The 12737-nt window shown below is 64.5% G+C and carries 8 protein-coding genes; 2 read left to right on the forward strand and 6 right to left on the reverse strand.

The annotated features are described in order from the left end of the window. Window positions 1-185: 185 nt before the first annotated feature. The 6 genes from C489_RS22240 to C489_RS14700 all read right to left on the reverse strand — a co-directional run bounded on the left by C489_RS22240 (window position 186) and on the right by C489_RS14700 (window position 6786). Complete coding sequence (locus tag C489_RS22240) at window positions 186-341, reverse strand: hypothetical protein (protein ID WP_006432097.1); 156 nt, start codon at window positions 339-341, stop codon at window positions 186-188. Window positions 342-550: 209 nt separating this feature from the next. Then, the gene (locus C489_RS14680) at window positions 551-1885 is read right to left on the reverse strand and encodes an ABC transporter ATP-binding protein (RefSeq protein ID WP_049890914.1); all 1335 of its coding nucleotides are present in this window, start codon (window positions 1883-1885) and stop codon (window positions 551-553) included. Further along, on the reverse strand, window positions 1878-3059 hold the full coding sequence (locus tag C489_RS14685) for an ABC transporter ATP-binding protein (protein ID WP_006432099.1): 1182 nt from the start codon (window positions 3057-3059) through the stop codon (window positions 1878-1880). Before C489_RS14685 ends, C489_RS14680 begins: the two co-directional genes overlap by 8 nt. A 2-nt stretch (window positions 3060-3061) precedes the next feature. Further along, on the reverse strand, window positions 3062-4096 hold the full coding sequence (locus C489_RS14690; RefSeq protein ID WP_006432100.1) for an ABC transporter permease: 1035 nt from the start codon (window positions 4094-4096) through the stop codon (window positions 3062-3064). A gap of 2 nt (window positions 4097-4098) precedes the next feature. Further along, entirely contained in the window at window positions 4099-5100 is a 1002-nt protein-coding gene (locus C489_RS14695; protein ID WP_006432101.1) for an ABC transporter permease, read from the reverse strand. A gap of 105 nt (window positions 5101-5205) precedes the next feature. After that, entirely contained in the window at window positions 5206-6786 is a 1581-nt protein-coding gene (locus C489_RS14700) for an ABC transporter substrate-binding protein (RefSeq protein ID WP_049890915.1), read from the reverse strand. A 375-nt stretch (window positions 6787-7161) separates the two neighbouring features. On the opposite strand from C489_RS14700, the gene C489_RS14705 reads away from it, so the two are divergent. Together C489_RS14705 and polC are read left to right on the forward strand one after the other, a co-directional pair. After that, entirely contained in the window at window positions 7162-7581 is a 420-nt protein-coding gene (locus C489_RS14705; RefSeq protein WP_006432103.1) for a PPC domain-containing DNA-binding protein, read from the forward strand. A 1-nt stretch (window position 7582) separates the two neighbouring features. Beyond that, a complete protein-coding gene (gene polC, locus C489_RS14710) occupies window positions 7583-12733 on the forward strand; it encodes a DNA polymerase II large subunit (RefSeq protein ID WP_006432104.1) in 5151 nt (1716 codons plus the stop codon). Window positions 12734-12737: the final 4 nt, after the last annotated feature.

Below are 12737 nucleotides of genomic sequence, written 5' to 3' on the forward strand. Positions count from 1 at the left end.
CGCGCCATCAGAGATGTGTATAAGAGACAGGCGTAACGAAGAGCGAATCTCGACCGGAACCGGGGGCGGACTGCCTCCGGACGATCGCTGCGTGTCGTCTGCAACTCGCCGTGTGATTTCGGCCCCAATTCCGACGGTCGACCGGTGAGAGCCGGACGATACGGTCTGAGTGGCTCCGTACCGGGTTATCCGGTGAGGAACCCGCCCGGAGAGACCTGCGTCGCGGGGCGACCGTCATCGCTCGTCTGCACGCCCGAGAACGACGGCGAGTGCTCGATCGTTCGTTGCATCTTCGCGCCGAATTTCGTGTGCGTTGCCAGGATGGCGAGTATCTTACTCATACACGAGTTAATAATCGTGTCGTCCTTGTAAGCCTTTTTGCGATGATAGTCCGTGTTGGATAATCGGCGATCGGACCATTAGCGAACGACTCTCACGATCCCATTGAGTCATGCGATCGCTCGAGCGAACGCCGCCAGAATCGTGTGCAGCGCCTCGAGACAGAATCGAACCGTTCTCGGCACCGGACCCCCTCGACACTCGCGCGCTCTCAGCGGTGCAGATGACAGGCCGAGAAGTGGGTCCCGTCGCCGCGTTCGGGCTCGAGTTCGTAGGCCGGTCGCTCGCGTGCACAGACGCTTTGCTCGGCGAAAGAGTCGAGCAGGAGATCGGTCGCCGCTTCCCAGCAGTCGGCTTCGTCGTCGGCCTCGCGGTCGGTCTCGCCATCGTTCGCGACGAGGTCGATCGCTTCCTCGACGACCGAGCCCGCCTCGCCGCCTGGCGGGCGGCCGTCGAAGAACTCTCGTCGCATCTCCGCGGCCGACATCGATTCGAACGACCGCCGTTTGATCGCTCGCATGAACGCTCGCGTCTGGGCCCACTCCCCGTCGGCCCAGTCGTACGCGTCGGGGGCGATCAGGCGCGGACACCGCGTTCGGAACCGACAGCCCGAGGGCGGATCGACCGGGCTGGGAACCTCACCCTCGAGCACGCCGCGCGCGCCGTCCTCCCGCGGGTCGGGGACGGGGATCGACTCGAGCAGGGCGCGGGTGTAGGGGTGTTGTGGGTTCTCGAACAACTCCTCTTTCTCCGCCAACTCGACGATGTGACCGAGGTACATCACCGCGACTCGGTCGGAGATGTGGCGGATCACGGAGAGGTCGTGGGCGATGAAGAGGTAGGTCAGTCCGAACTCGTCTTGGAGTTCGTCCATCGTGTTCAGTACCTGCGCCTGAATGGAGACGTCCAGCGCGGAGACGGGCTCGTCGCAGACGACGAAATCGGGATCGACCGACAGCGCTCGCGCGAGGTTGATCCGCTGGCGCTGCCCGCCGGAGAAGGCGTGTGGATGGCGGTTGTAGTGGCGCGGATCGAGCCCCACCTTCTCGAGGAGGTCCTTCGCCCGGGCCTCCCGGCCCTCGTCGTCGAGCAGCCCGTGGGCCCGCATCGGCTCCTCGATGATCTGGCCGACCTTCATCCGCGGATCGAGCGAGGACTGGGGGTCCTGGAAGATCATCTGCATGTCCGAGCGGGTCCGCCGGAGTTCCTCGCCGCTCAGGTCGGCCAGATTCTCTCCCTTGAAGTAGATGTCCCCCTCGGTGGGCTCGAGCAGGCGCAGGATCGTCCGCCCGAGCGTGCTCTTGCCGCAGCCGGACTCGCCGACGAGCCCGAGCGTCTCGCCGGGCCGCACCTCGAGGGAGACGTCGTCGACCGCCTCGACGTGCTCCCGATCGACGCTGATCGGCGGGAACGTGCCCGGATCGAACTGCATGCCCGCGAGCAGTCCCGACTCCTGCGAGAAGTACTTCGTGACGCCCTCGAGTTCGAGCAGCGGCCCCTCCCGGTCGTACGTGTGCTCCTCGTCCAACCGAATGCCGCTACTCACGGCTCCCACCCCCGCTGTCGTCGCCGGTCGGGTTGGCCGCGAGTTCCGAGTCCGCGCCCGAGTCGCCGCTCCCCTCGTCTCTCACGGTCGACACGCCGCCGGCGACCCCCTCGAGCGGCGGGCTCTCGTCGTAGCCCACGTCGAAGGCGTCGTGTTGGACGCAGGCCGCGCGGTGGGGTTCACCGCCGGCGTCGTCGACCACCTTCGCCTCGGGGTGGACCCGCTTGCAGACCTCCCGCGCGTCGGGACAGCGCGGGTGGAACCGACAGCCCGACGGCGGGGTGATTGCTTCCGGCATGACCCCCTCGATCGCCTCGAGTTCCGTGACGGTTCGATCAGGACGGGGGATCGAGTCCAGCAGGGCGTTCGTGTAGGGATGTTTGGTGTCGTAGAACAGTTCGTCGACGGGCGCTTGCTCGACGATCTCGCCGAGGTACATCACGTTCACCCGGTCGCAGATCTCGGCGACGACGCCCAGATCGTGGGTGACCCAGATGAAGCTCGTTCCGTACTTCGCTTGGAGGTCGTCGACCAGATCGAGGATCTGGCCCTCGACGGTGACATCGAGGGCGGTCGTCGGCTCGTCGGCGATGATGAGGCTGGGCTCGCAGGCCAGCGCCATTGCGATGAGCACGCGCTGGCGCATCCCGCCGGAGAACTGGTGGGGGTACTCCTCGTAGCGCTCCTCGGGATCGGGGATGCCGACCTCCCGGAGCATGTCGATCGCCGCCGCTTTCGCCTCGTCTTCGCCCAGCCCGCGGTTGAGTTCGATGAACTCCCGCAGTTGGCCGCCGACGGTGAAGACGGGGTTGAGCGACTCCATCGGGTCCTGAAAGATCACCGCGATCTCGTTGCCCCGGATGCGGGTCCGGATCTCCTCGTCGGAGAGGGCGTCGTCTCGCTTTCGTAATTCGCCGTCCGGCCCCTCCTCGAGGCCGAAGATCGTCTCGCCCTTGTAGGTGATCTCGCCGGCGACGATCTCGCCGGGGGCCTCGACGAGCCCCATGATGCTCATCGAGGCGACCGATTTCCCGGCTCCGCTCTCGCCGACGAGGCCGACGATTTCGCCCTCGCGGACCTCGAAGGAGAGGCCGTCGACTGCGCGTACTGTACCGGCTTCGGTGAAGAACTGCGTCTTGAGGTTCTCGACGCGGAGTAGTGGTTCGGAACTCATTGTTAGTCGTCGATTCGCGGGTCGAGGGCGTCCTGCAGGCCGTCGCCGAACAGGTTGAAGCCCATGATGGTGATCATGATCGCGATACCCGGCCAGATCGAGAGCCAGACGTTCGAGTGCATGTAGCCGTGTGCGATGTTGAGCATCTGGCCCCAGTCGGGCGTCGGCGGCTGTGCGCCGTAGCCCAAAAAGGAGAGCCCGGCCACGATGAGGATCGTCACGCCGATCTGGAGCGTCGCGTACACCAGCACCGGCGCGAAGCTGTTCGGCACGACGTGTCGCATGATGATGTGGCGGTCTTTCACGCCGGCCGCCCGCGCCGCCTCGATGTAGTCCATCTCGCGGATGCTCAGGACCCGGCTCCGGATGATGCGGGCGAAGACCGGAATGAACGTGATCCCGACGCCGAGGACGGCATACCAGATGTTCGCCCCGCCGACGAAGACGGTGAAGACGATGATGAGGATCAGCGGCGGGATCGAGTAGACCGTCTCGACGGCCCGCATGAGGATGTCGTCGGCCCGACCGCCGTAGTAGCCGGCGACGGCACCGATGACCGTCCCGCCGGCGAGCCCGATGAACGTCGAGACGAGCCCGACGAACACCGACACCTGCGTGCCGTAGACGATCCGCGTGAAGTAGTCCCGCCCGGTGTGGTCCGTGCCGAGGGGATGCTCGAGTGTGCCGCCTGCGGGCAGCGGGTTCCACGCCTGCTCGGCGAGCGGGAAGTACGGCGGCATGTGTTGGGTCCCCTCGCCCGGCGGCGGGATGTGGGTCGGGTGATCGAAGATCGGCAGTAGTCGCGCGAACGTGAAATCCGACAGGAGCCCGAACGTGAGCAGTGAGAGGTTGCTGTCGACCACGGCGTAGATCGCGACGAACAGCACGATCGTCACGACGTACAGCCCCCAGCGGGCCGTCGTGTCCCGTTTGATCCGCGCGACGGTGTAGCGCCAGCCGACGCGGGCCTCGACTTCCTCCTCGTCTTCGGTCGCCGGTTCCCGGCCGCTCTCGAGCTGTGATTCACTGACTGCCATGGTTACTCTCGCTCACCGTAGGTGACTCGCGGGTCGACGTACGCGTAGGAGATGTCGGTGATGATGACGCCGATCACGAACAGGAACCCGAGCATCATCGTGATCCCCATCACGAGCTGGTAGTCGTTCGTCGAGATCGCGTTGACGAACAGCCGGCCCATCCCGTTGATGTTGAACACCGTCTCGACCAGCACCGCGCCGCCGATCGCCGTCGACAGGTTCAGCCCGACGATGGTGATGATCGGGAGCTGTGCGACGTTGAACGCGTGCTTTCGCAGGATCGTCCGCTCGGGCACGCCGTAGGCGCGGGCCAACTTGACGTACTCTCCCTGTAGCGACTCGATCATCTGGGTCCGCTCGACGCGCATGATCGTCGCCATCTGTAAGGTCCCCAGCGCGATCATCGGCAACAGGAGGTGTCTGACTGACTCGTAGTAGAGCTCGAGGTGGCCGTCGATCCCCCGGTAGGCACTCGGCGGCCGCCACGGGTAGATGAGCCCGCTCGAGGGGAGCCAGCCGAGCGTGACCGCGAAGATCAGGATCAGGACGATGCCGATCCAGAACGAGGGGGTGCTGACGCCGACGAGCGCGGCGATCCGCGAGACGTGGTCGGTCGGCTCGTTTCGCCGGTTGGCGGCGATGATTCCGAGCGGGATCGCCGTCGCCAGCGCGAACGCGTAGGCCGACAGGACCAACAGGAGCGTCGGTCCGACCCGGTTTATCATCAGGTCGGCGACCGGTCGCTGGTGGTGGATGCTCTGTCCGAAATCGCCCTGTAGCAGGCCGCCCATGTAGGTCAGGTACCGCTCGTGAAGCGGCCTGTCGAGTCCGTATCGGCGCTCGATCGTTCGGACCAGTTCCTCGCTGTGTTCCTGTCCCTGCAACATCAGACTGACCGGATCGCCCGGCCCCAGATTCGCCAGCAGGAACGTGATGACGGAGATCCCGATCAGGACGGGGATCGCCTGCAGGAGCCTGTATATCGTGTACTTGAGTAGCTTCATCGGTTCGCGAGTCGGGTGGTCGTTTCGTCGCTACGCTCGGACCGCTTCGGACCGGCCGCCGGATCGATTCGCCGACCGCCGAACTCGACCCAACGGCCGGCGTGCTCACTCCATCGACACGTTCGCGTGATCAGCGATGAGGTCCGGATTTCGCGTGACCTCCGGGTGCGCTTGCAGGTCTTGGACGTACTCCCTCGAGGCCATCGTGTTGTCCTGCGTGAACGCGGGAAGCGCCGGCAGTTGCTCGACGATCTCCCGGATGACGGGCTCGTAGAGGTCGTACCGTTCGTCCTGATCGGCCGAGTTACGCGCCTGTGCGATGGCGTCGTGGAAGCCGTCGCTGCCCTCGTAGAAGTGACCCTGATTGATCTCTTCTTGGCTCTCGTGGAAGAGCGAGTAGAGGTAGAAATCGGGGTCGGGGCCGCCGGTCCAGCCCAGCAGGTACATTTGGTAGTCGTCCGCGCTCCCGGTCGTGTACGTGTCGACCAGCGTCGCGAAGTCGAGCACTTGGACATCCGCCCCGTAGCCGATCTCGTCCAGCCGGGTGGCGATCCGCTCGGCGAGTTGCGCCCGGATCCCCTCCGGCGTGATGATCGTCGGCTCGAAGCCGTCGGGCGCGTGTTCGTCGAGCAGCGACTGGGCCTCGTCGGGATCGTAGTCGGGGAGGAGGTCCTGATACTCGTCCGCGGGGAAGCCCCAGACCTCGTTGACGACCGGCGGAATCGGGCTGTACATCGGCGAGGTCACGTTCGCGCCGTTGGACTCGATGAAATCCCCCATCGAGAACGAGTGGGCGATCCCTCGCCGTACGTCGGCGTTTGCCGTCGGCCCCTCGTTGCAGTTAAACGCCATGTACATGAACGTCGGGCTCTCCGCCGAGTGGAGGGTCACGCCGTCCTCGCCCTCGAGGACGTCCCAGTCGTCGTTGGGAATGCCCGCGATCGCGTCAGTGTTCTCCGAGCGGATATCGGAGACGCGGCCGGCCTCGTCGTCGTGGGCCTCGAAGCGGACCCGCTCGAGGTTCGGGTCCAGGTCGCCCCAGTAGTCGTCCCACCGCTCGATCTCGACGTACTCGTTTTCCTGCAGGTCGGCGAAGGTGAACGGCCCCGACCCCACGGGGTCCGTGTTGAACGCGTCGCGGTCGTCGGTTCGGACCGACTCGGGAACCACGGTCACGCCCATCGTCTGGAGTTCGAACGGGCCGTACGGCTCCTCGCCGAGGTCGACTTGCAGCTGATAGTCGTCGATGACCTCGGTGCTCTCGATCATGTCGTACTCGGCGGCGTTTTCGGTCTCCTCCTCGACGGGCGCGGTAAACGAGTGGGCCACGTCGGCGGCGGTCACGTCGTCGCCGTTGTGGAACTCCGCGGCCTCCTCGATCTCGAAGATGTAGCGAGTGCCGTCGCGCTCGACGGTCGGCTCGCCCGTCGCGAGTTTCGGCTGGAGCTCGAGGCTCTCGCCGAACTCGTAGAGCCCGTCGAAGACGAGCTGTATCACCTGAAAACTGTAGGCGTCGTTCGAGATGACGGGGTCGAACTGTTCCTCGCGGGACTGCTCTTGCGTGAAGTGGAATGCGTCGCCGTCGCCGCTGCCGCCCCCACCGATACACCCTGCGACCACTGCCGCGGAGACGGCGGCTCCCGAGGCGAGGAGTCGCCGTCGCGTCGTTGATTGCTGTGGCACCATCCTGCTGTGTGGTAGCAACCCACCTATTTTGGTATCAGCAGGGTAACACGCGCAAATCGCTTTTTACTGCTCGATAATGGACTCGTACTCTCTCGTGTGAGTTCGATTTCTGTACACTAATGGCTCACACTGTACATTTCAGTCGATTTCCCTCTCGGCCGATCGACCGGTGATCGGTTATATAATCGGATACTGGTTGTACTAGTGACTAGTGTCCGCGATATCGAGGAAATCTCTCCGGACACGTGTCCGAACTCGCGTCGCGCGCAGTCGCTCGGAACGGCGGGCAACCCCGACACTGCGGGAATCGGCCGCGCTGCACTCGACCGCTCGCGACCGGTGGGCTTTTTCTGCCGGCCGTCACAGTAGATGCGTATGAACTACCGAGCCGTCGAAACCACCGAGGAGTACGTCGCCAGCCTCGAGCACGGTGCCGACTGGCGGGCCGAGATCGAGTCGCTCGCGGACGATGTCGAGGGCGACGCCGCATGGTTTACTGCGCTCGGCGCGGTCCAAGACGCCGAACTATGGTTCTACGATCAGGACGAGTGTGAATACTACCCGATCGAGTTCGACGAGCCGCTGGAAGTCGCCAGCTGCGTCGGGAACGTCTCGTGGCTCGACGACGAGCGCTTCGCTCACACGCACGCCGTCCTCTCGGACGACGAGGGCACGACCTATTCCGGGCACCTGAACGCGGCCACGGTCTGGGCCGGCGAGGTCTACATGCGCGTCTTCGCGGAGCCCCTCGAGCGCGAGTACGACGAGACCACCGAACTCGACCTCTGGCTCTGACATGCGGCCGGAAGACGAACGGTACTTCGAGGGACTCGAGGACCAACTCGACGAGGCCCTAGACGTCGCCGAGCGAGCCAAGAAACGGGGCGGCGATCCGAAACCCGAGGTCGAGATCCCGGTCGCCAAGGACATGGCCGACCGCGTCGAGAACATCCTCGGGATCGCGGGCGTCGCCGAGCGGGTCCGCGAACTCGAGGGGCAGATGAGCCGCGAGGAGGCGGCCCTCGAACTCGCCGAGGACTTCGCCGAGGGCCGCGTCGGCGACTACGAGACGAAAGCCGGCAAGATCGAGGGGGCGGTCCGAACCGCTGTCGCGCTCCTGACCGAAGGCGTCGTCGCCGCGCCCATCGAGGGGATCGACAGGGTCGAAATCCTCGAGAACGACGACGGCACCGAGTTCGTCAACGTCTACTACGCCGGCCCGATCCGTTCTGCCGGCGGGACCGCACAGGCCCTCTCGGTGCTCGTGGCCGACTACACGCGCGCGCTGGTGGGCATCGAACAGTACAACATCCGCCAGGAGGAGGTCGAACGCTACGCCGAGGAGATCGCCCTCTACGACAAGGAAACGGGGCTTCAGTACTGTCCCAAGGCAAAGGAGGCCAAGTTCATCGCCAAACACCTCCCGATCATGCTCGACGGGGAGGCCACCGGCGACGAGGAGGTCTCCGGCTTCCGCGACTTAGAGCGGGTCGACACCAACAGCGCCCGCGGCGGGATGTGTCTCGTCCTCGGCGAGGGGATCGCGCTGAAAGCGCCGAAGATCCAGCGCTACACCCGCAATCTCGACGAGGTCGACTGGCCGTGGCTGCAGGACCTCATCGACGGCAACTACTCCGACGACGAGGACGAAACCGCGGACGACGAATCTGACGGTGACGACGCGGACGAGGCGTCTGCGGAAAGCCACGAGGACGAAGTCGCGGACGACGCCGCTGACAACGACGGCGACGCGGACGAACCCGAGGGGCCGCCCCGCGTCGAAACCTCGGAGAAATTCCTTCGTGACCTGATCGCCGGCCGCCCCGTCTTCTCTCATCCCTGTGCGAGGGGCGGCTTCCGGCTCCGCTACGGCCGGGCGCGAAATCACGGCTTCGCGACCGCCGGCGTCCACCCCGCCGCGATGCACCTGGTCGACGACTTCCTCGCGACGGGCACGCAGATCAAGACCGAACGCCCCGGCAAAGCGGCGGGGGTCGTCCCAGTCGACTCGCTGGAGGGACCGACGGTCAAACTCGCCAACGGCGACGTTCGACGGATCGACGACCCCGAGGACGCCCTCGAGATCCGAAACGGCGTCGAGGCCATCCTCGACCTCGGCGAGTACCTTGTCAACTACGGCGAGTTCGTCGAGAACAACCACCCGCTCGCGCCCGCCTCCTACACCTACGAGTGGTGGGTACAGGATCTCGAGGCAGCGGGCGCGGACGTTCAGGCACTCGAGGACGACCCCCGTATCGACCTCGAGTTCCCCGACCCCGCGGAAGCCCTGGAGTGGGCCACCGAGTACGACGCGCCGCTTCACCCCGAGTACACCTCCCTCTGGCACGATATCTCCGTCGACGCGTTCCGAACTCTCGCCGCGGCCGTCGCGGACGGTCGGGTCGAGGGCGACCTCGACGGCGACTCGACGCTCGTGCTCGACTATACAGAATCCGTCCGCGATGTCCTCGAGCGGATCGTCCTCGAGCACCGCCAGCGGCCTGACGAGGACCGCATCGAAATCGACGACTGGCGACCGTTCGTCCGCACGGTCGGCTGCGAACCGCGACGCACCGCCGCCGACGGCGCGGCCCTCGAGCCCGCCGTCGAACTCGAGCGCACGTGGACCGACGACGACCTCTCCGAGCGCGCCCGAACGTGGGGAACCGAGACCGAGGGCGACAACGCCATCGAGGCGGTCAACGAAGTCGCGCCGTTTCGGGTCCGCGAACGCGCCCCGACGCGCGTCGGCAACCGGATGGGACGACCGGAGAAGTCCGAGAGCCGCGATCTGAGCCCGGCGGTCCATACGCTGTTCCCGATCGGCGAGGCCGGCGGCACGCAGCGCAACGTCGCCGACGCCGCCAAACACGCCAAGACGATGTCGGATACTCCCGGCGTCGTCGAACTACAGATCGGTCGCCAGCGCTGTGAGTCCTGTGGCACCGAGACGTTCAAGAACCGCTGTCCGGACTGCAACGCCCGGACGACGCCGGACTACCGCTGTCCTGACTGCGACCAGCGTCTCGAGCCCGACGAGGCCGGCCGCGTCGAGTGCGACCACTGCGAGCGCGAGGGAACCTGCGTCGAACCCCGCGAGATCGACGTCCACGAGGAGTACCGCGACGCCCTCGAGTCAGTCGGCGAGCGCGAGAACGCCTTCGAGATCCTGAAAGGAGTCAAGGGACTCACGTCGTCGACCAAGATCCCCGAACCCATCGAGAAGGGGATTCTCCGCGCGAAACACGACGTTTCCTCGTTCAAGGACGGCACCGTCCGCTACGACATGACCGACCTGCCGGTCACCTCCGTCCGGGCGAGCGAACTCGACATCGATGTCGGGCAACTCCAAGCGCTCGGCTACGAGGCGGACATCCACGGCGAGCCACTGACCCACGAGGACCAACTGGTCGAACTCAAGGTCCAGGACATCGTCCTCTCGAACGGCGCAGCGGAACACATGCTCCAGACGGCCGCCTTCATCGACGACCTCTTAGAGCAGTACTACGGCCTCGAGCCCTACTACGAGTTCGAAGACCGGCAGGACCTCGTCGGCGAACTCGTCTTCGGAATGGCACCCCACACCTCGGCGGCAACTGTCGGGAGGGTGATCGGTTTCACGAGCGCGGCGGTCGGATACGCGCATCCGTACTTCCATGCGGCTAAACGGCGGAACTGCTTCCATCCCGAGACGAAGGTCTGGTTCCGGGACGAAGGAGATGAGTGGCACCACGAACCGATCGAAACGCTCGTCGAAGAACGCCTCGATGACCCCGTAACGGACGATTTCGGGACACTTGTTCAGGAACTCGACGGCGACGTCACCGTCCCATCGATCGACGAGGACGGAAACCTCACTCGAGAACCGGTCGAGGCCGTCTCGAAGCATCCCGCACCTGACCACCTCGTTCGGCTCGAGACGCGGAGCGGTCGCGAAATCACGTTGACGCCGGATCACGAAGTCCACGTCTACGAAGACGGCCGCCTCCAGTCGAAACAAGCCGCCCAACTGACGACGGAGGACCACGCCGTCGTTCCCGAGCATCTCGATGTCATCGATACCGACGACGCTTCGCACGCGTTCGATCTCCTCGAGGAGTTTCTTGAGGTCGACTCTGTGGATCAATCCCGGCTGATGATCAAGGGACTGGAGAAGGACCGGCTCTACGAACTCTTCGAGGAACGACTCGGTGACGAGTGGGACGGCCAGTTCTATCCCCTCACGAGTACGGCCGAGTACTTCGATCTGAGCAAGAAGACGTTCAGCAACTATCTGTACCGTGAGAGCTTCCCTGCGGATCTGCTGCTCGAACTGTTTAGTTCGCGGCAGGAACTCCTCGAGTTCGTCCCGGACGATGTCCAGCTCGGTATGCGTCGTGATCGGACCGAGATCGATCGATTCGTCGAACTCAACGAGCGTGTCGGCACTCTGTTGGGGTATTACGCCGCCGAAGGGTTCGCGCGAGAACAGGAGACACCGAAGGGGAAGATCCACCAGACAACGATCTGTGGAACCGAAGCCGAGGCTCGCGATTTCTACGTCGACGTGCTCCGAGAAGAGTTCGGGGTCGATCCGTATCGCGAAAACGAGGCGAAAGTGACCGTTTCGGGACGACTCGTGCGCGTCTTCTTCGACTCGGTGCTCGCAGCCGGAATCTTCGCGGAGACGAAGCGCGTCCCGCAGCCGATTTTCGACGCACCGGACGAGATCGTCGCTGCCTATCTCCGCGGCTATTTCAGCGGCGACGGCGGTGTCGATGCGAACGCGCTGCTGGTCTCTGCGACGACAGTCAGCTCCGAACTCAAAGAAGACCTGCTCGCGTTACTGAGCCGACTGGGAATCTGTGGTCGAGCGACGATCACCGATCCGGTTCCACTTCACGAGAAGTTCCCGGAGTTCTACCAAACAGACGATCCGTCGATGACTGCGCTATCGTACGTCCTCGAGATATCGTCCGAAGACGCGAGTCGGTTCGCCGAAACAGTGGGATTCCACCTGTCTCGAAAGGACGATCTCTTGCAGTCCCACATCGACGAAATCGTCCCGCGGGGCCGACGCGTCTTTGACGGTGGCGACGACGCGTATCTCGTCGAACGGATTTCGTCGGTCGAGTATACCGAATCGACCGTCGATTCGGTCTACTGTCTCACCGTTGCCGAAACGCACTCCCTCATCGCGAACAATATGTCGCAAAAGCAATGCGATGGTGACGAGGACTGCGTAATGCTCCTTCTTGATGGACTTCTTAACTTTAGCAAGTCGTTCCTCCCTGACCAGCGCGGCGGGAAGATGGACGCACCCTTAGTCATGTCCTCGCGCATCGATCCCTCCGAGATCGACGACGAGGCCCACAACATGGACGTCGTCTCGCAGTACCCCCGCGAGTTCTACCTCGCGACCCGGGAGCAGGCCGACCCCGAAGACGTCGACGTCGAGATCGCCGAAGAGAACCTCGGCACCGATCTCGAGTACACCGGCTTCGAGCACACCCACGACACCACCGACATCGCGATGGGCCCCGACCTCTCGGCGTACAAGACGCTGGGCTCGATGATGGACAAGATGGACGCCCAGCTCGAGCTCTCGCGCAAACTCGCGGCCGTCGACGAGACCGACGTGGCCGAGCGAGTCATCGAGTACCACTTCCTGCCGGACCTGATCGGCAACCTGCGCGCGTTCTCCCGGCAGGAGACCCGCTGTCTCGACTGCGGCGAGAAGTTCCGGCGGATGCCCCTGACCGGCGACTGCCGCGAGTGTGGCGGTCGCGTCAATCTCACCGTCCACAAGGGCTCGGTGAACAAGTACATGCAAACCGCGATCCAGGTCGCCGAGGAGTACGACTGTCGCGACTACACGAAACAGCGGTTAGAGGTCCTCGAGCGCTCGCTCGAGAGCATCTTCGAAAATGACAAGAACAAGCAGAGCGGTATTGAAGACTTCATGTAAACCT

This window comes from Natrinema versiforme JCM 10478, assembly GCF_000337195.1.
GTDB lineage: Archaea > Halobacteriota > Halobacteria > Halobacteriales > Natrialbaceae > Natrinema > Natrinema versiforme.